Here is a 22,440-nt window from a genome sequence, read left to right on the forward strand (position 1 = left end):
GGGTCCCGGCTCTGCGCAGCGGCACTGCGTGCCGCAGCGCGTCCGGGACACGCGAAAAGCTCATCCTCCGTAGGATGGGCTGAGCGCAGCGAAACCCATCACCCCAGCCCAAACCACCCCTTGACAAAATTCCTATTATGATTATAGTCCGCGTCGTCCTGTCCGTGAGGGGCGCTTCGCGAGGCGTCGTCAAGCGGGACAGATCGACGGGCCGGGCAACCGGTCCGGAACGATGGCCCGGCGAAGCCGACACGTGTGTCGGCGAAGTCGGGCGGATGCGGCGTCCGCGCCTCGTGCCTCGCACGCACGAGTCCCGGGCGGCGTCGGGATCCCGTCCGGCTCCACTACGAGAGCCTGCCGCTCATGCCGGCTGGACGGGGACAGGCGAACGGCGGGACAACCGCCGGGATGGAGCGCCGAGGCGCTCCGGCCACGTCCCCGGAAGAACGGGCCGACGCCGATAGCACGTCGCGGTGGGCGCGCCGGAACGGCGTCGCGCGATGGTCCACAAAGCCATCGCGACAATAACCACCTTAGCGCCGACCGGCGCGCCCCCACCCCTCGCTGTGAAGCGACGGGTGCAGAACTCGGGCTCGATGGAGCCGCGAGAGCGTAACGCCATGAGGGCGATTTAGATCAATCCCGATTGCAATGGGATTATGTTTCCCGTTCGATCGGCGGTGCTTCAATGAGGGATTCGTTATGTCGGATGTGAATAAGCACGTGTGGGATTATCTCGATTACTACTTGCGCCTTCCGCACTCACCCCAATTTGCGGTGGTCATATCGGGGGTGTGGGGCGTCGGTAAGACATATCTGGTCAAAGAGTTCTTGAAAGAGCGATTCGGGGAAGACGCGAAGAAATACGTCTACGTTAGCCTTTACGGCCTTTCCAGCGTAGAAGAGATTGATGATGCCCTTTTTCAAGCGGCTTTCCCACTTGCTACAGGAAGCGCCGCAAAGGTCGTAGGACGAGTGGCGAAGGCTGGGCTTAAATTTTTAAAGGTTGATCCGGGAGACTGGAATATAAAGGAGTTCCTCAATAAATTTCAGGCAGAAGTATACGTTTTCGATGATCTTGAGAGATGTGATACGCCAAAGAATGCTGTGCTCGGATATATCAATCAGTTTGTTGAGCACGGCGGAGCAAAGGTACTAATCATCGCTAACGAAAAGGAGATTGGCGTAGAGGAAGATTACAACCGACGGCGCGAAAAACTCATCGGGAAGACGCTGGAAGTTCAATCGGTCTTCAAAGAGGCATTTGATTATTTCTCCTCTAAAATCGACTGTCCAGATGCTAGTTCGTTCATTAAAGAAAATTCTTCCGAAATCTCGTCGATCTATGGGCAGTCAGGCCTCAACAATTTGCGGATACTTCAGCAAACGATGTGGGATTTTGAGCGATTCTATTCGGTCCTGCAGCCTCAGCATCGGTCAAATAAAGATGCAATGATCACGCTGCTGCGGCTCTTGTTTGCGTTGTCGTTTGAGATCAAAGCTGCGCGCCTTTCTGAGGAGGATATCCTGAAGGGGCGTGGACTAGCAGCCATGATGCTCGCTCATTTGCGTAAGGATGGAGAGAAGAGTCCAATCGAGCGAGCGGACGATAGGTATGTTGCAGTGGATCTAAATGACAATGTACTGTCGAACGAATTGCTAGTAAATTTTCTCGTCCGTGGTGTCGTTAATGCCAACTCAATACATGCAGAGCTTAAAGCAAGCCGTTTCTTTGTCACTTCAGCTGACGAAGCGTCTTGGCGGACAGTCTGGCACTGGATGGAGCGGTCTGACGAGGAGTTCGATGTTGCTCTCAAGAAAATGTCGGAGCAGTTTGAAGCTCGAGCCTTTACTCAGGCAGGGGAAATTCTACATGTTTTCGGCTTAATGCTGTTTTTGGCAGATCAGGGCGTGTTGACTGACACTCGACTTGAGATCGTTGAGGAAGGCAAAAAGTACATAGATGATCTATACAAGGCCAAGAAATTGGAGATTGTCGACGCTTATCATGAAACGCAATTCGAGGGTTGGGGCGGCCTTGGAATCTACGAGTGTAAGACTACTGAGTATCGAGAGCTGTTCCTACATCTCGTGGAAGCGCTCCAAAGTGCCGGTCGGGACCGCTATCCACAAATAGCGCAAGACCTTTTGTCGAAGATGCAATCGGAAGTTCAGGAGTTTTATCGTGGTGTCGTAGTTGGCGGCGGCAGCCAATATGTTGGAGTTCCGGTCCTCGCAACGCTCGATGTATCAAGATTTGTCGACGTTTTCCTGAGTCTCCACCCTAGCGATCAACACGTTGTAATGATGGCTCTCAAGGGACGCTACGAGCACGGCCAGCTAGAGCGTGATCTTAGAGACGAGAAGCCTTGGATTATCGCTCTCCGGGAGGCTCTACTCGAGCGGGGATCGAAGTTAGAACCTATCGGTACACTGCGCATTCAGAGACAAACCGAATGGTATCTTAAATCGGCTGATCCTGCGGCCTAGTTGGCTGTTGCGACTAGCTCGTCCGATTGACTGCTCGGGGTATTTACACCACTTCCCCCCGCGCGCTCATCGCCGCGTTCCTTATCCCCGCGATGTTCGCCTTGTAAGCTTCCAACGTCCCGCCCTTGAACACCGCGCTGCCCGCGACCAGCGCATTCGCACCGGCTGCAGCCAATTCACCGGCGACCTTATCACTCACTCCGCCGTCGACCTCGATGTCGATCGGCCGTCCCGCGATCATCGCGCGGATCGCTTTGATCTTCTCGACAGCGCTCGGAATGAAGGCCTGGCCGCCGAATCCCGGATTGACCGACATCACCAGCACGAGATCGATGTCGTCGAGCACGTATTCGAGCACGCTCGGATGCGTGCCGGGGTTGAGCGAGACGCCAGCCTTCTTGCCGAGCGCGCGGATCGCCTGCAGGGAGCGGTGCAGATGCGGGCCGGCTTCGGCGTGGACGGTGATGTGGTCGCAGCCGGCCTTGGCGAAGGCTTCGAGATACGGATCGCACGGCGCTATCATCAGATGCGCGTCGAAGATCTTCTTGGTGTGCGGCCGCATCGCCTTGATGACGTCGGGGCCGTAGGAAATGTTCGGCACGAAATGTCCGTCCATCACGTCGAGATGGATCCAGTCGGCGCCGGCCTGATCGACCGCGCGGACCTCTTCGCCGAGCTTGGAAAAATCCGACGCCAGGATCGAGGGCGCGATGGCGAGAGGACGGGGCGCGAACTGGGACATGGCGGCTTCCTGGACGTTTCCTGAACGATCCCGGCGCTGCGGTATGCGGCCGAGCGGCGAGTGGCCGATTCGCTAACACGCGCGCCAACGCCTCGCAATGCGCCGGCGCATGGCGCGCCGCGCCCGTTGTGCTCGGCAGGTTCTGCCGGTGCGGCAGAAATTTCCCCGGCCGCGGCGCCGCAGCGCGCCGAAAAGTTCAGTGTTTCCAATCAGCAGCGTGCTGGCACGGCGGTTGCTCATATCCGGCAGGGATGCGGATGAGTAGTTGCAGCCGCGATGCGGCGCTGAACGGAGTGTGGTCATGATTCCTGCCCTTGGTGCTCTCGGCGCGCTGTCCGGACTGCTGAGCTCCCTGAGCTCGTCGTCGAAGACCAACTCATCGTCGAACACGACCAGCCTGACGAATCCCTTCGAGACCTCCAGCTCGAGCTCCAGTTCGGGCAGCAGCTCGCTGCTCGGCTCGACCAGCCTGAGCGGTTCGTCGTCGTCGGGCATGCTGTCGCCCGAAACCCTGCAGGCGCTGCTGTCGGCGCAGCAGAACCAGTCGGCCGACCCGACGACCACCAAGGACAAAAGCCGCGACGCCGCGCTGAAGGACCTGTTCGCGCAGCTCGACGGCAACAGCGACGGCTCGATCAGCAAGGCGGAATTCGAGGACAAGCTCGGGGCGGGCGGCACGAATGTGGCCAACGCCGACAAGGTGTTCGCCAAGCTCGATACCGACGGCGACGGCTCGGTCAGCATGGGCGAGTTGAAGTCGGCGCTGAAGGGCAAGGGTCATCACCATGGCAGCGGCGCCTCGGCGTCGGGCTCGGCTTCAGGCTCGGGCTCGAATGCGGCCGATGCGCTCACCGGGGCGAGCAGCACCAGCGTCACCAATTCGGACGGCAGCGTGACCACGTCGATCACCTATCCGGACGGCTCCAAGGTGAGCACGACGTCGGCGGCGACCAACAGCGCCTCCAGCAACGCCACCTCGAAGTACAACTTCATCGAGCAACTGATCCAGCGCCAGGCCAATCAGATCCAGGCGGGCGCCAGCGGGACGGTCTCGCTCAGCGCTTGAACCGGTCACGCCACGCCGGCTGCGCGCCGGTGAACGGCAGCCGTGTCGCCTCGTAGACGCCGCGGGCGATCGCGCGGGCCACGGTGTTGGCGGCGATGGCGCCGAGTTCGGTCAGGCCGGCGAGCGGATCAACCGGCGTCTTGCCGGTGGCGGCGGCGAACACCACGTCGCCATCGAGCGGGGCGTGCACCGGGTAGATCGCACGGGCGAAGCCGGTCTGCGCCAGCATCGCCAGCCGCTTCACCTGCGTCTTGGTCAGCGCCGCGTCGGTGACGACGGCGACTAGCGTGGTGTTCTCCGCGGTCGCGGCGGCGGCACCCTTGAGCTGGATCTTCAGATGCTCCGGCCCGAATGGATTCGGCATGCCGTGGCCGCCGAACTCATCGCCCTGTTCGAACGGCGCCGACCAGAACCACGGCCCGTCACCAATAGTGACGCTGCCGATCGCGTTGACCGCGGCGATCGCCCCGACCGTGATGCCGCCGGGCGTTCTGGCTGAGGCTGAGCCCAGGCCGCCTTTGTAGTTCGCCGTGGTGGCGCCGAGGCCTGCGCCGACGCTGCCGAGCTCGAAATCCTCGCTCGCCGCGGCGGCGGCCGCGTAGCCGAGGTCGCGATAGGGCGAGAACCGACCCCACGCCTTGTCGCCGCCGTTGAGCATGTCGAAGATGACGCCGCCGGGCACGATCGGGATCGTCGCGGCGCCGATCGCAAAGCCGCGGCCTTGCTCGGCAAGCCAGGCCTGTACGCCGCCGCCGGCATCGAGGCCGAACGCCGAGCCGCCCGACAGCGTAAAGCCATCGACCTGCTCGACCGTGTTCACCGGTTCGAGCAGCACGCCGTCGCGGATCCCCGGTCCACCGCCGCGCACGTCGATCGAGGCGACCGCCGGCTGGTCGAACAGGATGGCGGTGACGCCGGAGGCGAGTTTGGCGTCCTCGGCATGGCCGACGCGAACGCCGGCGACATCGGTGATGAGGTTCTTCAAGGCAGGTCCGTGGGGCTGGCGAGGTGAGGGCGTCATTGTCGGTCTAAACACTTGGTCGAAGCAAGGCTCACGCGGCGATCACAAGGCGCGGAACGTTGCCGCATCGCCTTGCGCGGCGCGGGCGTGGCGGTGCATGTAGCCGCATGATCCACGACGTTTCCATTCCCGCCGCTCTGCTCGCCGGCCTCGTCAGCTTCCTGTCACCCTGCGTGCTGCCGCTGGTGCCGCCGTATCTGATCTACCTGACCGGTGCGACCATCGAGCACGTCGCTGCGGACGAATCCGAACGCAATTCGAAGCGTGCGGTGATGATCTCGGCCGCGGTGTTCGTGCTCGGCTTCTCGACCGTGTTCGTCGCGCTTGGTGCGAGCGCCAGCCTGATCGGCGGCCTGATCCGCGCCTGGTCGGGTGAGCTGGCGATCGTCGCCGGCATCGTCATTATCCTGATGGGCCTGCACTTCCTCGGCCTGACCCGCATCAACATCCTGATGCGTGAGGGGCGGTTGCCGATCCCCAAGCCGGTCGGGCTGTGGGGCGCTTACGTGATGGGCCTCGCCTTCGCGTTCGGCTGGACGCCGTGCATCGGCCCGATCCTCGCCGCCATCCTGTCGGTCGCGGCGGCTGAAGCCACGGTGGCCAAGGGCGCCGGCCTGCTGGCGATCTACTCCCTCGGTCTCGGCGTCCCGTTCCTGCTCGCCGCGCTGATGGTCGAACAATTTTCCGGCCTGTTCGCGCGGATGAAAAAACACCTCGCCACGGTCGAACGCGCCATGGGTGTGCTGATGGTGCTGACGGGCATCGGCTTCCTCACCGGTGCGATCAGCGACGTGAGTATCTGGCTGCTGAATACGTTCCCGGCGCTGGGGAATATCGGGTAGCACAGGCGCCCGGAACTGATCCGGTCATTGAGCGTCATTGCGTGAGCTTGCAGCAAGGAGCCACGCATGAGCCAGATGACCCTCTCGGAGCTGTCCGAGAAGATGCGCGATATCGATTTCGCGATGCTGTCGACCCGCGCCGAAGGCGGCCAGATCGCCGCCCGGCCGATGAGCAACAATCGCGACGTCGCCTATGACGGCGACTCCTACTTCTTTAGCTACGAAAACACCCACACGATCGACGACATCAAGCGCGATCCGCAGGTCGGCCTGTCGTTCGCGGGCGCCAAGGGCTGGCTCGGCAAGCCGCCGAGCTTTATCGCGGTTGAAGGCAAAGCCGAGCTGATCCGCGACAAGGCAGCGTTCGAGAAGCATTGGACCAAGGATCTGGATATCTGGTTCGAGCAGGGCATCGACACGCCCGGCATCGTCCTGATCAAGGTCCACGCGTCGCGTATCCATTACTGGGACGGCGAGGATCAGGGCGAGATCAAGCTCTGAGCGTTGAGGCGCTGGCCTGCGGTGGTCTGATCTGAGCGCGTGGTAGAGCTGGCCGACGCCAGTTATACAAGCCGTCATCCTCCGCGAAAGCGGAGGATCCAGTATCCCAGAGCCTCGCGATTAACACGGTGCTCTGGAATACCGGGCCGCCCAGTCAAGCCGGGCGGTGACGGTGTGTGCGGGGAGTGGCCGCGTAACAGAAGCAAGCGAGATCACGTCCCCTTGCCAATCTCCGCGTAGTTGCCCTTGGCGTCCCATTTGTAGACGACGTAGTCGATCGCCTTGATGTCGCCCTTGGCGTCGAACGCCATCTTGCCGAGCACGGTGTCCCATTCGCCGGCCTTGATGGTGTCGATCACCTTCTTCGGGTCGGTGGTCTTGGCCTTGGCGACGGCCTGCGACCAGACCTGGAACGCCGCGTAGGTGTACAGCGTGTAGCCCTCCGGATCGATGCCCTTGGCTTTGAACTTCTCGACGATCGCCTGCGCGGTGGGCTTGTTGCGCGGGTCCGGACCGAAGGTGAACAGCGTGCCTTCGGCGAGCGGGCCGGTGATCGATGCGAATTCCTTGTCGTTCATGGCGTCGCCGGCCATCATCACGGTCTTGAGGCCCTGGTCGCGCATCTGGCGCAGGATCAGGCCGGCTTCCTGGTGATAGCCGCCGATGTAGACGAGGTCGATGTTGTCACGCTTCAGCCGCGACACGATCGAGTTAAAATCCTTGTCGCCCTTATTGTAGGACTCGAACATCTTCTCGGTGAAGCCGGCCTTGTTCAGCGCCTTCTTGGTCTCGTCGGCGAGACCTTTGCCGTAGGTGGTCTTGTCGTTGAGGATCGCGACGTTCTTGCCCTGATAGTTCTTCAGGATGTATTCGGCAGCGACCAGGCCCTGCTGATCGTCGCGGCCGCAGACGCGCAGCACGTTCCACAGCTTGCGCTCGGTGAACAGCGGATTGGTCGAGGCCGGGGTGATCTGCAGCGTGTTGCCGTCCGCATAGGCTTCCGACGCCGGGATCGACGACGACGAACAGAAATGTCCGGCGACGAACGGGATGCCGTCACCGGCGATCTTCTCGGCGATCGAGCGCGCCTGCTTCGGGTCGCAGCCGTCGTCGCCGGTCTGCAGCTTGAGCTGCTTGCCGAGCACGCCGCCGGCGGCGTTGAGGTCGGCGACCGCCTGATCCGCGCCGTTCTTCAGCTGACGGCCGAACGCGGATTCGCCGCCCGTCATCGGACCGGCGACTGCGACCGTGATGTCCTGCGCCAGCGCCGTCGTCGACAGCGCCAGCGACGCGCCGAATGCCAAACCGAGAAGCTTGAGTTTCATGGAGTGATCCCTGCGATGAGCCTGCAATTGATCGGCCGCGCCCGAACCCGATCGCCGGCACGGCGTTCGCGGCATTGTTGGCAGATTTTGATGGCAAGTCATCGACAAAATGCCGCATCGCGCGCGCGCCGCTGGCACATTCTGCCGCAGGCGGTAACGAGATCAGACCTTGCGGCCGCCTTCGAGATAAGCAGCTCGCACTTCAGGGCGCGCCAGCAGTTCGGCGCCGCTGCCGCTCATCGTGATCACGCCGTTGACCAGCACGTAGCCACGATCGGCCAGCTTGAGCGCGTGGTTGGCATTCTGCTCGACGATCAGCACGGTGAGGCCATCCTGCCGGTTGAGCGTGCGAATCGCGTCGAAGATCTGCCGGGTGATCAGCGGCGCCAGGCCGAGCGACGGCTCGTCGAGCAGTAGCAGGCGCGGCCGGCTCATCAGCGCGCGGCCGATCGCCAGCATCTGCTGCTCGCCGCCCGACAGCGTGCCGCCGCGCTGGGCGAAGCGTTCGCGCAGCCGCGGAAACAACGTCAGCACGCGCTCGAGCATGTCGGCGCGCTGCGCCTCCGTGCTGTCGCCGGCATCGGCGCCCATCTGCAGATTTTCGGCGACGCTCATCCGCGGGAAGATGCGGCGGCCCTCCGGCGACTGCGCGATGCTCATCCGCGCGATCAGATGTGTCGGCCGCGCGGTGATATCGACGCCGTCGAACACGATGCGGCCGGTCTTGGCGCGCGGCTTGCCGAAGATCGACATCATCAGCGTCGACTTGCCGGCGCCATTGGCGCCGATCAGCGCCACGATCTCGCCGGGCTTGATGTCGAGATCGACGCCTTTCAGCGCCTCGATCTTGCCGTAGGCGGCGCGGAGGTTTTCGATCTGGAGAAGGGGAGTAGCAGCGGTGGTGGCGATCATGATGCGCCCTCACAACGCTTACCACCGTCATGCCCAGGCTTGACCCGGGCATCCACGGACACAAACACCGTCTCGCGCTTTGCCGTAGATGGCCGGGTCAAGCCCGGCCATGACAGGGTGCATGGGCAGAGCCGCCTCACAGCCCGAGCTCCTGCTCGACGGCTTTGACCTCTTCGTCCTCGACGCCGAGATAGGCGGCGATGACGCGCTGGTCGTCGCGAATCTGCGTCGGAGTGCCATCGGCGATCTTGACGCCGTAGTCGAGCACGACGACGGCGTCGGAGATTTCCATCACCACGCTCATGTCGTGTTCGATCAGCAGGATCGACGTGCCGTCCCCGCGGATCTTGCGCAGCAGGTCGCTGAGCTCGGCGCTCTCGCGCGCATTGAGGCCGGCGGCAGGTTCATCGAGGCACAACAGGACCGGCTCGGTACACATCGCGCGCGCGATTTCCAGCCGGCGCTGATCGCCATAGGGCAGGTTGCCGGCGGCATCGTCGGCGCGCTCGCGCAGGCCGATCTGGTCGAGCCAGTATTTGGCCCGATCGATCGCCTGCTGTTCCGCCGCGCGCCAGGACGGCGTGCCGAACAGGCCAAGCAGCGTGAAGCCCGAGGCGCGCAGCAACGCGTTGTGTTGCGCCACCATCAGGTTTTCCAGCGCCGTCATGCCGGGAAACAGCCGGATGTTCTGGAAGGTACGCGCCACCTTGGCGATCTTGGTGATGCGGAAGTCGTTGAGCTTGTCGAGCCGATGCGTCGCGCCGTCCTGATGCTTCAGGCGGATCTCGCCGGCGCTCGGCTTGTAGAAGCCGGTGATGCAGTTGAACACGGTGGTCTTGCCGGCGCCGTTCGGGCCGATCAGCGCGGTGATCTTGCCGCGCTGGGCCGCGAACGACAGATCGTTGACGGCGACGATGCCGCCGAACCGCATCGTCAGGCCACTGACGCGGAGAATGTCGTGGTCCGCGCTCATCCGTGGCCTTCCTTGACGAGGTCGGACGAGATCGCCTGCTTGTGCTGCAGATACACGGTCGGCGCGCGGTGGCCGATCAGGCCGCGCGGCCGCCACACCATCAGGAACACCATCGAGAGGCCGAACACCAGCATGCGGAACTGATCGAGGCCGCGGAACAGTTCGAAGCCGCCGATCAGCGTCAGCGCCGCCAGCGCGACGCCGAGCTGCGAGCCCATGCCGCCGAGCACGACGATCGCCAGCACCAGCGCCGATTCCTGGAAGGTGAACGACTCCGGCGAGATGAAGCCCTGCCGCGTGGCAAAGAACGCGCCGGCGAAGCCGCCGAACATCGCGCCGGTGGCAAACGCCGTCAGTTTGGTCGTGGTGGTGTTGATGCCGAGCGCGCGGCAGGCGACTTCGTCCTCGCGCAGCGCTTCCCAGGCGCGGCCGATCGGCAGCCGGCGCAGCCGGATCGTCGCCCAATTGGTGATCAGCGCCAGCGCCAGGATCAGATAGAACAGGAACACCAGCCGCTGCGACGGCGAGAACGGCACGCCGAGCATCGCCGCAAGTCCGTTCTCGCCGGGCGTCAGCGGGATGCCGAACACCGTGGGCCGCGGAATGCCGCTGATGCCGTTCGGACCGCCGGTCAGGCTTTGCCAGTTGATGATCACCAGGCGGATGATTTCGCCGAACGCCAGCGTGACGATGGCGAGATAATCGCCGCGCAGCCGCAGCACCGGAAAGCCGAGCAGGATGCCCCAGAACGCCGCCAGGATGCCGGCGAGCGGCAGGCACACCCAGAACGACAGGTCGAAATTGGTGGCGAGCAGCGCGTAGGAATAGGCGCCGACGGCGTAGAACGCGACGTAGCCGAGGTCCAAGAGGCCGGCGAGGCCGACCACGATGTTGAGGCCCCAGCCGAGCATCACGTAAGTCAGCACGAGGATCCCGAGGTCGAGAATGTAGCGCTGGTCGTAGAAGATCACCGGCACCAGCAGCGTGAAGATCAGCAGCGCCGGCGCCACGACACGGCCGGCGAGGCCGAGTGTCTTGCGCGCGGCTTCCGGCATCTTCGGCGTCTCGACCGGTCCCCACCAGCGCCGCAGCAACTCGACCACGATCGAGCCGACGAACACCGCTGCCACCATGCCGGCGAGTTCTTCAAACCGCGTCCAATAGATCAGGCCGCCTTCCGGACCGGCTTCGGTCCGCACGCCGATCATCAGCGAAAACAAAACCAGCGCCACAAGGGCGCTGATCAGGGCTTTCTTCAGAATGAATCCCGCGCCGGCTTTGGCGGCGGCGGGCGTAGCGGCAGCGTGCGCGAGTTTGGCCACGTCGAACCGCTCAGACTTTTTCGACTTCGGGGCGGCCGAGCAGGCCGGTCGGCATGAAGATCAGCACGACGATCAGGATCGAGAACGCCGCGACGTCCTTATACTCGACCGAAAAATAAGCCGACCACATCGTCTCGATCAGGCCGATCAACAGGCCGCCGAGCATCGCGCCGGGCAGCGAGCCGATGCCGCCGAGCACGGCGGCAGTGAACGCCTTGATGCCGGCGACGAAGCCCATGAAGAAGTCCACGAGGCCGTAATACAGCAGATACATCATGCCCGCGACGGCGGCGAGCGCGGCGCCGATCACGAAGGTCATCGAGATGGTGCGGTCGACGTCGACGCCGAGCAGCGACGCCATGGTCTGGTCCTGCTCGCAGGCGCGCATGTCGCGGCCGAGCCTCGTTCGCGACACCAGCCAGGTGAAGATCGCCAGCAGCACGATGGTGGTGACGACCACGAGGATCTGCACGTTGGACAGCCGCACGACGAAGCCGTCGGCGCTTTCATGCAGCGTGTAGCCGCCGGTGATGATCGGCGGCACCGGCTTGACGCGCGCGCCTTGCGAGACTTGGGCAAAGTTCATCAGCACGAACGACATGCCGATCGCCGACAGCATCGGGGCGAGGCGGAACGAGTGCCGCAGCGGCCGGTAGGCGATGCGCTCGACGGTCCAGCCGTACAGCGCGGTGATCGCCATCGACACCAGCAGCACCACCAGCAGGATCAGCGGCACGAAGGTGAGGCCGAACGACACCAGGATGAGGAAGCTGATCAGCGCGATGAAGCCGCCGATCATGAAGATGTCGCCATGGGCGAAATTGATCATGCCGACGATGCCGTAGACCATCGTGTAGCCGATCGCGATCAGGCCGTAGATCGAGCCGAGCACGAGGCCGTTGATGAGCTGCTGGGCGAAATAGTCCATGCGCTGCCGTTTGTCAGACGATCGAGGCCAACGTCGGAAGGAGACGTCCGAGGAGATCCGGTTCTCGCGGGCGCAGGCAGTGCTCAAGAGCACCCGCTCGCGCTGGAGACACGATGCGGCGAGAGCCCCGGCAGCCGGCACGTCGCTTCGCTTGCCAATTTTGTAACAGTGCGAAGCGTTTACGGCAACAGCGCGCGATTACGACCTTCTTCCCTGTGGACGATGGTCGCAATTGAAAAGTTCCGCGACATCGCTCCGCCGCGCAAATGCCCCGTAAAGATCACGCGCCGGAAAGGTTGTTCCGGCAACCGGGAAAGCATGATCCGCATTGTCCTGCCGGCTGATGCAAACGGCCAAAGGAGAAATCAGATGTCGAATCAGAACCAGCAGAATCCGACCCCGAGTCAGAAGCCCGGCCAACAGCAGCAGGGTGGCGGGGCGCGTCCGGGTCAGCAGCAACAGGATCCGGGTCGGCAGGGCAATCCGCAGCAGGGCCAGCACGGCCAGCGCGACCGCTAGCATACGCCGCTGGCAATAATGACTCTCCAGGAGTCGGAGGATCCCGCCGAAAGGCGGGATTTTCTTTGGGCGAGGACGGCGCAACAGGCTCCGGCTGCGCAATTTCCGCGCCTGGAGGGACCGGCGAAGTGGCCTATCAGCGCAATCCACAGGGTTAACGGAAATTAAGGTTAATAAAGCGTTTCCATTGCCGGACGTCGTTAACCAGGTTTAGCTCGGAGTGGACTGCTTTCAGAACGAAAGCGGCCGGCAGCGGGAACCCCGACGATGGCGAACTGGCGGATAAGCTCTGCGAACGGCGTGCTGATCGCGGCGTACTTCATCCCGAGCTGGGTGATCATCGCGTTCAAGATCATGATGTCGCCGATCCACGGTTTCTACGACCGGCCGAACATCTCGGTGGCGATCTTTCTAAGCGACCATTTCCATCTTGCCTCGCTGGCCACCGTGCGCGCGGCGTGGCTGCTGGCCTTGGCCAAGCTGACGGTGGTGGCCTTCTTCGCGTTGTTTCTCGCGCTGCTGACGCGGCCGGCGATCCGACGGTCAGGCGGCTGCAATGAAGCGCTGTCGATCGCGCTGGCGCTGGGCAGCGTCATCAGCTTCGTCAGCATGGTGATGGCATCGCAGGTCGGCGAGATGGAAGCGATGCGGCTGCACGCGACCGAACTTCTGCTGCTGCTCGGGACCGCGATCGTCATGCTGGTTGAACGGCCGGCGGTGGTGGTCACGCCGGTTGCGGAGCCGGAGCCGCGCGCATCGCGCCCGCTGATGACGAACTATCCGCACGCGGCGCAGAATTCCTGATCCCGCTCTAACAAGTCTCCGCTGCCGACTTATATCGCAATGCGCAAAGCTTTTATGCGCTGTCCGTAACAACTTGCGGCAGCGCGCTGCTTTTGCTTTTGCAAATTGCGTGCTTTATTCGGCCGGCAACGCCGCCGATCAAGGCGGCCGACTGATTGCGGGAGGACGATCCATGGCCATGACGATGAACGGCGAAGTCCAACTGGACGCGCCGAAAGATCTGGTGTGGACCAAGCTCAATGATCCTGAAGTTCTCAAGCAGTGCATCCCCGGCTGCGAGGAGCTGGAGAAGACTGAGGATCAGGAGGGCTTTCGCGCGGTAGCGAAGTTGAAGGTCGGGCCGGTCTCGGCGCGCTTCAAAGGCCGCGTCACGCTGAGCGATCTCGATCCGCCGAACGGCTACAAAATCACCGGCGAAGGTGAGGGCGGTGTCGCCGGGTTCGCCAAGGGCGGCGCGACGGTCGGACTGTCCGAGAAGGACGGCGGCACGCTGCTGTCGTACGACGTCGAGGCGCATATCGGCGGCAAGCTGGCGCAGCTCGGTCAGCGGCTGATCAACGGCTCGGCCAAGAAGCTCGCCGACGAGTTCTTCGCCAATTTCTCCAAGGCCGTGCAGAACGGCAACGGCGCCGCCTGAGCGCGCCGTAGCTGCCGGTGGTCCGCCGGCGATCGATCACGCTGTCGTTATCGCAGCGCTGCTATCAGTCCGAGGCGCCTCCGTTGTTCCGATCGGAGGTTGCCGATCCGGACCGAGGCCCCTAAGATATCCTCAAGAAACACAACTAAAGCGCGAACACGCTGCCGTGCAATGCGGTGGTGCGCAACAAACGAGAGGGCCGATGGCCAAGATTTCCCTGATCGTGAACGGCAATCCGGTAACCGCCAACGTCGATCCGCGCACGCTGCTGGTGCAGTTTCTGCGCGAGAACCTGCGGCTCACCGGCACCCATGTCGGTTGCGACACCTCGCAGTGCGGCGCGTGCGTTGTGCATCTCGACGGCAAGGCGGTGAAGTCCTGCACCACGCTTGCGGTGATGGCCGACGGGCACGAGGTGACGACGATCGAGGGGCTGGCCGCCGACGGCGCGCCGCTGCATCCGATGCAGGAAGCCTTCCGCGAGAATCACGGCCTGCAATGCGGCTTCTGCACCCCGGGCATGATCATGACCGCGGTCGATCTCGTCCACCGCAAGGGCCACGAGCTGTCCGACGAGACGATTCGCGAGGAGCTGGAAGGCAATCTCTGCCGCTGCACCGGCTATCAGAACATCGTCGTCTCGATCGCTGCCGGCGCAAAGGCGATGGCCAATTCCGATCGCGCCTGATCGCGCGTAATAACAAGGCTGCTGGCCAGGGTCGAGGAAGCTAGGGAAGCTCGATGTACGAATTCAAATATCACCGCCCCGGGACGGTCCGTCAGGCCGCCAACCTGCTGATCAAGAACGAGGACGCCAAGCTGATTGCCGGTGGCCATACGCTGCTGCCGGTGATGAAGCAGCGCCTCGCGGCGCCGCCGCATCTGGTCGACCTGTCGCATATCGAGGGCCTCAACGGCATCGAGATCAAGGGCCGTTCGCTGGTGATCGGCGCCACCGCCAAGCACGCCGAAGTCGCCAATTCGCCGATCGTCGGCGAGGCGATCCCAGCGCTGGCCGAACTGGCGTCGCTGATCGGCGATCCGGCCGTCCGCCACAAGGGCACGATCGGCGGTTCGCTCGCCAACAACGATCCGACCGCGGACTATCCGGCAGCCGTGATGGCGCTCGGCGCCACCATCGTCACCAACAAGCGCAAGCTGAAGCCCGAGGAGTTCTTCCAGGGCCTGTTCACCACCGCGCTGGAGCCCGACGAGATCATCGTCAAGGTGCAGTTTCCGCTGCCGAAGAAGGCGGCTTACGTCAAATTCCGCAACCAGGCCTCGCGCTACGCGCTGGTCGGCGTGTTCGTCGCGCGTCGGCCGTCGGATGTCGCCGTCGCTGTCACCGGTGCGGGCTCCGAGGGCGTGTTCCGGGTGCCGGCGTTCGAAGAGGCGCTGAAGGCGCGCTTCAATGCGAAGTCGCTCGACGGCATTCACGTCCCGCACGACAACCTCAACAGCGATCTGCACGGCAGCGCCGAGTATCGCGCTCATCTGATCGGCGTGCTTGCGAAGCGCGCGGTCGATGCCGCCAACGGCAAGGCGTGACCTTGCGATCGGATCGCGCATGAGCGTCACCCCATGAGCGTCACGGCGCCTCCTGCTTCGGTCGACGCGACGCTCGACCTGCTCACGAGCCGCGGTTACTTCGCCGAGCGCTCGCTGGCGACCGTGCTGTTCCTGGCGCTGCGGATGAACCGTCCGCTGTTCCTCGAAGGCGAGGCCGGCGTCGGCAAGACCGAGATCGCCAAGGTGCTGTCGTCGACGCTCGGGCGCCGGCTGATCCGTCTGCAATGTTACGAGGGCCTCGACGTCGCCTCGGCCGTCTATGAGTGGAACAGCTCGGCGCAGATGATCGCGATCCGGCTTGCGGAAGCCGCCGGCGACACCGATCGCGGCCAGCTCTCCAGCGACATCTTCTCCGAGCACTATCTGATCAAGCGCCCGCTGCTGCAGGCGCTCGAGCCCGACGTCGCCGGCCCGCCGGTGCTGCTGATCGACGAACTCGACCGCGCCGACGAGGCGTTCGAAGCTTATCTGCTCGAAGTGCTGAGCGACTTCCAGGTGACCATTCCGGAGTTCGGCACCATCAAGGCGCCGGCGCCGCCGATCGTGATCGTCACCTCGAACCGCACTCGCGAGATCCACGACGCGCTGAAGCGGCGCTGCCTGTATCACTGGGTCGACTATCCGAATGCGCAGCGCGAGCTGGCGATCGTCAAATCGCGCGTGCCCGGCATCTCGGAAAAGCTGTCCGCGCAGGTCGTCAGCTTCGTCCAGGCGCTGCGCGAGCAGGATTTCTACAAATCCCCCGGCGTCGCGGAGACGATCGACTGGGCCACGGCACTCACCGAACTCGACGCCCGCGCGCTCACCGCCGAAGTCGTCGGCGACACGCTCGGCGCGCTGCTGAAGTATCAGGACGACATCACGCGCATGCAGGGCGATGCGCTGGCGAAACTGGTGAAGGACGCGACGAGCGAGAGCTAGGCGGACTCGTTGCATTTGTGAGGTGGCTCGGTCTCCGCCGCACCGGCAGCGCGCTCCCTCTCCCGCTTGCGGGAGAGGGTTGGGGAGAGGGAGCCCCAGGCACCGTGCTCGCGTCGCCCTCACCCCAGCCCACTCCCGCAAGCGGGAGAGGGAGCAGGCCGTGCTCGGAGTGAGGTCGTGGCCCTAACGAGTTGAGAGGTTGTGCTACCATGCAGCGTAACCCCATCGCCGCGATGGATCATCTCAATCCGGCGACCGGCCGGATGGCCGACAATGTCGTCGGCTTTGCGCGGGCGCTGCGCGCCGCGGGGCTGCCGGTTGGGCCGGGTGCTGTGATCGATGCGATGGATGCGCTGCAGCTGATCGACATCGGCCAGCGGGCCGATCTCTACGCCACACTCGAAGCGATCTTCGTCAAGCGCCGCGAGCATCTCTTGATCTTCGAGCAGGCCTTCGCGCTGTTCTTCCGCGCCGCGGAGGACTGGCAGAACATGCTCGACTCGATCCCGATGCCCGACGCCGCCAAGAAGAAGCCGCCGCCGGCGTCGCGTCGCGTGCAGGAGGCGATGTCGCCGTCGGCGACGCGCGACCTGCCGTCGGCCGAGGAGCAGGAGCTGCAGCTCGCGGTCTCCGACAAGGAGATCCTGCAGAAGAAGGATTTTGCGCAGATGAGCGCGGCGGAGATCGCCGAAGTCACCCGCGCCATCGCCCGCATGAGGCTGCCGCAGGCCGAACTGCGCACCCGCCGCGTCCGTCCCGACAAGCGTGGCCTCAAGCTCGATCTGCGCCGCACGTTGCGCGCCTCGCTGCGCAGCGGTGGCGAGATCGTCGACATCCGCCGGCTCGGACTGATCGACAAGCCGGCGCCGATCGTCGCGCTGCTCGATATCTCCGTCTCGATGAGCGAGTACACAAGGCTGTTCCTGCACTTCCTCCACGCCATCACCGACGATCGCAAACGCGTCTCGACCTTCCTGTTCGGCACCCGGCTGACCAACGTCACCCGCGCGTTGCGCCAGCGCGATCCCGATGAGGCGCTAGCGAGCTGCACGACCTCGGTCGAGGATTGGGCCGGCGGCACGCGGATCGCAACCTCGCTGCACAGCTTCAACAAGCTGTGGGCGCGGCGCGTGCTCGGGCAGGGCGCGATCGTGCTGCTGATCTCCGACGGGCTGGAGCGGGAGGCCGACACCAAGCTGGCGTTCGAGATGGACCGGCTGCATCGCTCCTGCCGTCGACTGATCTGGCTCAACCCGCTGCTGCGTTATCAGGGTTTCGAGCCGCGCGCCCAGGGCATCAAAATGATGTTGCCCTACGTTGACGAATTCCGTCCGGTACATAATTTGACGTCGATGCACACCTTGATCGAGGCGTTGTCGTCGGCGCCGCCGCCGCACCATTTCAGCGCGATCCGCTCCGCCGCCTGACGCACGCACGCCGAGGAGACGTCCCATGCTCGACAGCAACGAAGACATTCTCAAAGCGGCGGAGGACTGGAAGAGCGCCGGCCGCGGCGTGGCGCTCGCCACCGTGGTCGAGACCTGGGGCTCTGCGCCGCGTCCCGCCGGCTCCAACCTCGTGATCAATGACGACGGCACCTTCCTCGGCTCAGTCTCCGGCGGCTGCGTCGAAGGCGCGGTTGTGACCGAGGCGCTCGACGTCATCGAGAGCGGTCAGCCGAAGCTGCTGGAATTCGGCGTCGCCGACGAGACCGCCTGGAAGGTCGGGCTATCCTGCGGCGGCACCATCCGGGTGTTCGTCGAAAAGGTCGGTTAGTTCGACCGAGGGAAGTGGGGCGTCACCGTGAAGTTCGAAACACTGCAACAGCTCAATACCGAGCGCGCCGCGCGCCGTCCGGCGGTGGTCGTCACCGACACCGCGACCGGCGAGCAGCGGCTGGTGAAAGCCGCCGACATCGCTGCCGATCCGCTCGCTGCCGAATTGTCCAAGCTGCTGCGCATGGGCAAAAGCGCGACGGTTGAAGTCGACGGCAAGAAGCTGTTCCTCAATGTCTATGCGCCGACCGCCAAACTGGTGATCGTCGGCGCGGTGCATATCAGTCAGGCGCTGGCACCGTTGGCGCGCTCGCTGGGCTACGACGTCACCGTGGTCGATCCGCGTACGGCGTTTGCCAGCCCCGAGCGCTTCCCCGACGTGCCGCTGATCGCCGAATGGCCCGACGTCGCGCTGCCGCCGCTGAACATCGATCGCTACACGGCGTTCGTGGCGCTGACGCACGACCCGAAGATCGATGATCCGGCGCTGTTGCACGCGTTCGAACGCGACTGCTTCTACATCGGCGCGCTCGGCTCCAAGAAGACGCATGGCCGCCGCGTCGAGCGGCTGAAGGAGCAGGGCGCCAGCGAAGCCGACGTCGCACGTATCCACGCGCCGATCGGTCTCGCCATCGGCGCGGTGTCGCCGGCCGAGATCGCGGTTTCGATCATGGCCGAGATCACCGCAACGTTGCGGCTGCCGGCATCGTCGAAAGCGGCCGCGGCATGAAGTTCGGGCCGCGGCGGCCGTCGGAGGCGATCGGCGGCGTCGCCGTGCATTCGCTGCGGCAGAACGGGCTGCTGCTCAAAAAGGGGACGCTGATCGGCGAGGCGGAAGTCGCCGCGCTGGAGAAGGCCGGCGTTGCCGAGATCGTCGTAGTGCAGCTCGAGTCCGGCGATGTCTCCGAAGATGTCGCGGCGGGCGACGTTGCCAAGGCTGTCGCCGGCGACGGCGTCGCGGTCGAGCGCGCGTTCACCGGCCGCGCCAATCTGTTCGCCAGCCGTCCGGGCGTGCTGGTGATCGATCGCGCCGCGGTCGACCGCGTCAACGCAGTCGATGAGGCGATCACCTTTGCGACGCTGCCGGCGTTCAAGCCGGTAGTCGAAGGCGAGATGATCGGCACCGTCAAGCTGATCCCGTTCGGCGTCGAGGCGCGGCTGCGCGATGCCGCGGTCGCCGCAGCGCAGGGGGCCGCACTGCGCGTGGCACCTTATGTGGTGAAGCGCGTCGGCGTGGTGTCGACGCAGTTGCCGGGCCTCGCCGCCAAGGTGATCGACAAGACGCTACGCGTCACCGCCGAGCGTCTCGCGCCAGCCGGAGCCACCATCATCGCCGAGCGCCGCATTGCTCACGATCAGGCGCAACTCGTGACCGCGCTAAAGGAGTTGCTCGGGCTCGAAGCCGAACTGGTGATCGTATTCGGCGCTTCGGCGATCGCCGATCGCCGCGATGTCATCCCAGCGGCGATCAGCGCGATTGGTGGTGAGATCGAGCATTTCGGCATGCCGGTCGATCCGGGCAATCTGCTGCTGATCGGCTCGGCCTCCGGGGTGCCGGTGCTCGGCGCGCCGGGCTGCGCGCGCTCGCCGGTCGAGAACGGGTTCGACTGGGTGCTGATGCGGCTGCTCGCCGGACTGACCGTGACGCGCGCCGATATCACCGGTCTCGGCGTCGGCGGGCTGCTGATGGAGAGCGTGACGCGGCCGCAGCCGCGCGTGCCGGTCGCCGAGGGCGGCCGCAACGTCGCGGGGATCGTCCTCGCGGCTGGCCGCTCGACCCGGATGGGCGGGCCCAACAAGCTGCTGGCGGAGCTCAATGGCAAGCCGCTGGTGCGGATCGTCGCCGAGCAGGTGCTCGCCTCCAAGGCGGCGTCCGGCGCGGGCCGCCCGATCGTCGTCACCGGCCATCAGGCCGAAAAGGTCGAGGCGGCGCTCGCCGGCCTCGACCTCAGCTTCGTGCACAATCCGGACTACGCGGAAGGCCTGGCTTCGTCGGTGAAAGCGGGCATCTCCGCCGTCGGCGAGGATGCAGACGGCGCGTTGGTTTGCCTCGGCGACATGCCGTTGGTCGGCACGCAGCTTCTGGATCAGCTGATCGATACGTTCGATCCGGACCGTGGCGCGCTGATCGTCGTGCCGGTCGCCGATGGTCGTCGCGGCAATCCGGTGCTGTGGTCGCGGAGATTTTTCGCCGAGCTGATGACGCTCGGCGGCGACGTCGGCGCGCGACATCTGATCGCCAAGCACGCCGAAGCCGTCACAGAGATCCCGGTGGACGGCGCCGGTGCCTTTCTCGACATCGACACGCCCGAGGCGCTCGACCACGCCCGGCGCGGCTAGCGCGACGGATCATTCACCAAGTCGAAAGTCCTTCGCCGATAAAGTTCCTGCGGGGAATTGTTCGGGGAGGACGATCTTGAAACGGATCGCTGCCGCGCGCGGTCGCGCGCTTTGTGCTGCTTTGTTGATGGCCATCGGCGCGATTGCCCCGGCCCACGCCGCCGGCGCCATGGCGGTCGGCAAATGCGGCGCCTACGGTCAGGCGTTCGACTATCCGGCCGAAGCTGCCGCCATCGCCGCGGCCCGCAAGAAATGCAACGGCGACTGCACCACCGTCACCATGCGCCGAGCCTGCGCGGCGCTGGCGATCGATCTGCTCAATCCCTGCGGCGCCCATGGCTACGCCGTCGAGCCGAAGATCTCGTCGTCGCTCAACGAGGCCACCCGCAAGTGCTACGAATACGGCGGCAAGGAATGCGTCATCCGCGCATGGGCCTGCGACGCTAAGGGCTGACCACGGGATGACAGTCGGGCCGATTCCGGCTACCTCTGCGTCATGCAATTCGATACCAAGATCGCGTTGGTAATCCGCACCGACCTCGAAGTCTGGCAGAAGCTCAATGTTGCCGCGTTCCTGTCCTCGGGGATCGCCGCGGCGTTTCCGGAGAGCATCGGCGAGCCGTATCAGGACGGTAGCGATACGTCGTATCACGCGTTGATCGGCCAGCCGATCCTGATCTACGGGGCCGACAAGCCCGCCTTGTCACGTGCGCTCGATCGCGCGCTTGCCCGCAACGTGAAGCCGGCAATCTACACAGCCGAGATGTTCAAGACCACCCATGACGCAGCCAACCGTGAGGCGGTGCGTGCGGTGCAGCGAGGTGGTCTTGATCTCGTCGGCCTGGCGGTGCGGGCGGACCGCAAGGTGGTCGACAAGATCCTCGACGGTTTGAAGTTTCACGCCTGACGATTAGCCGCGCTTAGTCCGGCATGGTCTGGGCGCGTTCGCCGGCGCCCGGCACCGGCTGGCCGCTATCCTTGCGCTCTTCGGCCCTGTAGTTGGCCTTGGTTGCAGCCTCGGTGAGCTGCTTCTCGGCGGCAGTGCGCTGACGATTGCGCATCAATGCGTAGGCGATTGCGATCGCCAGAATGACTATGCCGATCGCCCAAAGCCACTCGGTCGATATCATGGCGGTCTCCCTGATGGTTGTCCGACACCAATCCGAAGCCGCAGCGGTCGTTCCCCTTTGTGGGTTCCCGCACTGTCGCAGGGCCGTGTCCAGGCCGCAGAGTTCATGCGCTGTTAGCCACCCGGAGCGGACGCAGCAGCGCAACTTGCCGGTGTAAGGCCTCCTTAAGCGTGGTCCGATGATGTGCACGGAGTTTCGGACAGGCTGAGCATGATCGACACCTCTAGCGATGGGCCTTCGCGGCAGCGACGCAAGCTGCCGGACATGGCCGCCGTCGATCCGGACCTGCGAAGCCGATCGGCGCAGCGCCGCTCGCTGATCGTCAATCTAGTGCTGAACATTCTCGCTATCGGCGTCGACGCTGTGGCGCTCGACAGTCGGCACTTCGAATTCGCGCTGGCCCTGCGGCTCGGCGGCGTTTCGCTGCTTGGCCTGATCGGGCTGGCGCTGAACCTGTGGTCTGATAACCGAACACTGCAATCCGCCATTCACGCCGCGATGATCGTCACTTTCGTGGCGACGGTGGTGACGATCGGCCAATGGGCGCCCGAGCCGTATTCCGGGCGCTATCTGATGGTCGCGCTGTTCCTGATCTTTTGTGCGACGTTGCTGTCGGGCCTGCC

The 22,440-nt window shown here is 64.3% G+C and carries 24 protein-coding genes and 1 pseudogene; 17 read left to right on the plus strand and 8 right to left on the minus strand.

Annotated features, from left to right (window positions below):
* Window positions 1-702: 702 nt before the first annotated feature.
* On the plus strand, window positions 703-2,490 hold the full coding sequence (locus ACOJTD_RS15925) for a P-loop NTPase fold protein (protein WP_420133869.1): 1,788 nt from the start codon (window positions 703-705) through the stop codon (window positions 2,488-2,490).
* A gap of 43 nt (window positions 2,491-2,533) precedes the next feature.
* Here ACOJTD_RS15925 and rpe read toward each other — a convergent pair whose 3' ends face one another.
* A complete protein-coding gene (gene rpe, locus ACOJTD_RS15930) occupies window positions 2,534-3,232 on the minus strand; it encodes a ribulose-phosphate 3-epimerase (protein ID WP_420133870.1) in 699 nt (232 codons plus the stop codon).
* A 301-nt stretch (window positions 3,233-3,533) separates the two neighbouring features.
* On the opposite strand from rpe, the gene ACOJTD_RS15935 reads away from it, so the two are divergent.
* Entirely contained in the window at window positions 3,534-4,298 is a 765-nt protein-coding gene (locus ACOJTD_RS15935) for an EF-hand domain-containing protein (RefSeq protein ID WP_420133871.1), read from the plus strand.
* Here ACOJTD_RS15935 and ACOJTD_RS15940 read toward each other — a convergent pair.
* On the minus strand, window positions 4,288-5,283 hold the full coding sequence (locus ACOJTD_RS15940) for a P1 family peptidase (protein WP_420133872.1): 996 nt from the start codon (window positions 5,281-5,283) through the stop codon (window positions 4,288-4,290). The two genes, ACOJTD_RS15935 and ACOJTD_RS15940, sit on opposite strands and share 11 nt — an antisense overlap.
* Window positions 5,284-5,426: 143 nt before the next feature.
* Here ACOJTD_RS15940 and ACOJTD_RS15945 point away from each other — a divergent pair, with 143 nt between their 5' ends.
* Both ACOJTD_RS15945 and ACOJTD_RS15950 read left to right on the plus strand, forming a co-directional pair.
* Entirely contained in the window at window positions 5,427-6,161 is a 735-nt protein-coding gene (locus ACOJTD_RS15945; protein ID WP_420133873.1) for a cytochrome c biogenesis CcdA family protein, read from the plus strand.
* Between the two features lie 66 nt (window positions 6,162-6,227).
* Entirely contained in the window at window positions 6,228-6,662 is a 435-nt protein-coding gene (locus tag ACOJTD_RS15950; RefSeq protein WP_420133874.1) for a pyridoxamine 5'-phosphate oxidase family protein, read from the plus strand.
* Between the two features lie 212 nt (window positions 6,663-6,874).
* On the opposite strand, the gene ACOJTD_RS15955 is transcribed toward ACOJTD_RS15950, so the two are convergent.
* The 5 genes from ACOJTD_RS15955 to ACOJTD_RS15975 all read right to left on the minus strand — a co-directional run bounded on the left by ACOJTD_RS15955 (window position 6,875) and on the right by ACOJTD_RS15975 (window position 12,122).
* Window positions 6,875-7,987, minus strand: coding sequence for a branched-chain amino acid ABC transporter substrate-binding protein (locus ACOJTD_RS15955; RefSeq protein ID WP_420133875.1), 1,113 nt, complete (start codon window positions 7,985-7,987; stop codon window positions 6,875-6,877).
* A gap of 162 nt (window positions 7,988-8,149) precedes the next feature.
* Window positions 8,150-8,899, minus strand: coding sequence for an ABC transporter ATP-binding protein (locus tag ACOJTD_RS15960; RefSeq protein ID WP_420133876.1), 750 nt, complete (start codon window positions 8,897-8,899; stop codon window positions 8,150-8,152).
* A 136-nt stretch (window positions 8,900-9,035) separates the two neighbouring features.
* The gene (locus tag ACOJTD_RS15965; RefSeq protein WP_420133877.1) at window positions 9,036-9,872 is read right to left on the minus strand and encodes an ABC transporter ATP-binding protein; all 837 of its coding nucleotides are present in this window, start codon (window positions 9,870-9,872) and stop codon (window positions 9,036-9,038) included.
* Window positions 9,869-11,194: a high-affinity branched-chain amino acid ABC transporter permease LivM gene (gene livM, locus ACOJTD_RS15970; protein WP_420133878.1), complete on the minus strand. Its 1,326-nt coding sequence runs from the start codon at window positions 11,192-11,194 to the stop codon at window positions 9,869-9,871. The genes ACOJTD_RS15965 and livM overlap by 4 nt, the downstream gene beginning before the upstream one ends.
* 10 nt (window positions 11,195-11,204) lie before the next feature.
* Window positions 11,205-12,122: an ABC transporter permease subunit gene (locus ACOJTD_RS15975; RefSeq protein WP_420133879.1), complete on the minus strand. Its 918-nt coding sequence runs from the start codon at window positions 12,120-12,122 to the stop codon at window positions 11,205-11,207.
* A gap of 369 nt (window positions 12,123-12,491) precedes the next feature.
* On the opposite strand from ACOJTD_RS15975, the gene ACOJTD_RS15980 reads away from it, so the two are divergent.
* The 12 genes from ACOJTD_RS15980 (at window position 12,492) to ACOJTD_RS16035 (ending at window position 21,594) form a co-directional block, all read left to right on the plus strand.
* Window positions 12,492-12,641 (plus strand): hypothetical protein, encoded by a 150-nt coding sequence (locus ACOJTD_RS15980; RefSeq protein ID WP_420133880.1) that lies wholly within the window; start codon window positions 12,492-12,494, stop codon window positions 12,639-12,641.
* A 267-nt stretch (window positions 12,642-12,908) separates the two neighbouring features.
* Window positions 12,909-13,445, plus strand: a complete 537-nt coding sequence (locus ACOJTD_RS15985) for a hypothetical protein (protein WP_420133881.1) — start codon at window positions 12,909-12,911, stop codon at window positions 13,443-13,445.
* 172 nt (window positions 13,446-13,617) lie between these two features.
* Window positions 13,618-14,082, plus strand: a complete 465-nt coding sequence (locus tag ACOJTD_RS15990; RefSeq protein WP_420133882.1) for a CoxG family protein — start codon at window positions 13,618-13,620, stop codon at window positions 14,080-14,082.
* 202 nt (window positions 14,083-14,284) lie between these two features.
* Complete coding sequence (locus ACOJTD_RS15995) at window positions 14,285-14,770, plus strand: (2Fe-2S)-binding protein (protein WP_420133883.1); 486 nt, start codon at window positions 14,285-14,287, stop codon at window positions 14,768-14,770.
* A 53-nt stretch (window positions 14,771-14,823) separates the two neighbouring features.
* On the plus strand, window positions 14,824-15,630 hold the full coding sequence (locus ACOJTD_RS16000) for an FAD binding domain-containing protein (RefSeq protein ID WP_420133884.1): 807 nt from the start codon (window positions 14,824-14,826) through the stop codon (window positions 15,628-15,630).
* Between the two features lie 33 nt (window positions 15,631-15,663).
* Window positions 15,664-16,572: an AAA family ATPase gene (locus ACOJTD_RS16005; RefSeq protein WP_420133885.1), complete on the plus strand. Its 909-nt coding sequence runs from the start codon at window positions 15,664-15,666 to the stop codon at window positions 16,570-16,572.
* Between the two features lie 209 nt (window positions 16,573-16,781).
* On the plus strand, window positions 16,782-17,999 hold the full coding sequence (locus ACOJTD_RS16010; RefSeq protein ID WP_420133886.1) for a vWA domain-containing protein: 1,218 nt from the start codon (window positions 16,782-16,784) through the stop codon (window positions 17,997-17,999).
* A gap of 25 nt (window positions 18,000-18,024) precedes the next feature.
* Window positions 18,025-18,348, plus strand: coding sequence for an XdhC family protein (locus tag ACOJTD_RS16015; RefSeq protein ID WP_254981661.1), 324 nt, complete (start codon window positions 18,025-18,027; stop codon window positions 18,346-18,348).
* Window positions 18,349-18,375: 27 nt separating this feature from the next.
* Window positions 18,376-19,077 carry an XdhC family protein gene (locus tag ACOJTD_RS16020; protein ID WP_420133887.1) on the plus strand — a complete coding sequence of 234 codons (702 nt, stop codon included), beginning with the start codon at window positions 18,376-18,378 and terminating at the stop codon, window positions 19,075-19,077.
* Complete coding sequence (locus tag ACOJTD_RS16025; protein WP_420133888.1) at window positions 19,074-20,687, plus strand: NTP transferase domain-containing protein; 1,614 nt, start codon at window positions 19,074-19,076, stop codon at window positions 20,685-20,687. Before ACOJTD_RS16020 ends, ACOJTD_RS16025 begins: the two co-directional genes overlap by 4 nt.
* A gap of 127 nt (window positions 20,688-20,814) precedes the next feature.
* On the plus strand, window positions 20,815-21,141 hold the full coding sequence (locus ACOJTD_RS16030) for a DUF4189 domain-containing protein (protein ID WP_420133891.1): 327 nt from the start codon (window positions 20,815-20,817) through the stop codon (window positions 21,139-21,141).
* Window positions 21,142-21,183: 42 nt separating this feature from the next.
* Window positions 21,184-21,594: a DUF2000 family protein gene (locus ACOJTD_RS16035; RefSeq protein WP_420133889.1), complete on the plus strand. Its 411-nt coding sequence runs from the start codon at window positions 21,184-21,186 to the stop codon at window positions 21,592-21,594.
* A 13-nt stretch (window positions 21,595-21,607) separates the two neighbouring features.
* Here the strand turns inward: ACOJTD_RS16035 and ACOJTD_RS16040 are convergent, their stop codons facing one another.
* A complete protein-coding gene (locus tag ACOJTD_RS16040) occupies window positions 21,608-21,817 on the minus strand; it encodes a hypothetical protein (protein ID WP_420133890.1) in 210 nt (69 codons plus the stop codon).
* Window positions 21,818-22,027: 210 nt separating this feature from the next.
* On the opposite strand from ACOJTD_RS16040, the pseudogene ACOJTD_RS16045 reads away from it, so the two are divergent.
* A pseudogene (locus tag ACOJTD_RS16045) lies at window positions 22,028-22,440 on the plus strand (GGDEF domain-containing protein); the annotation flags it as partial.

The sequence above is a fragment of the Rhodopseudomonas sp. genome, from assembly GCF_048594845.1.
Classification (GTDB): domain Bacteria; phylum Pseudomonadota; class Alphaproteobacteria; order Rhizobiales; family Xanthobacteraceae; genus Rhodopseudomonas.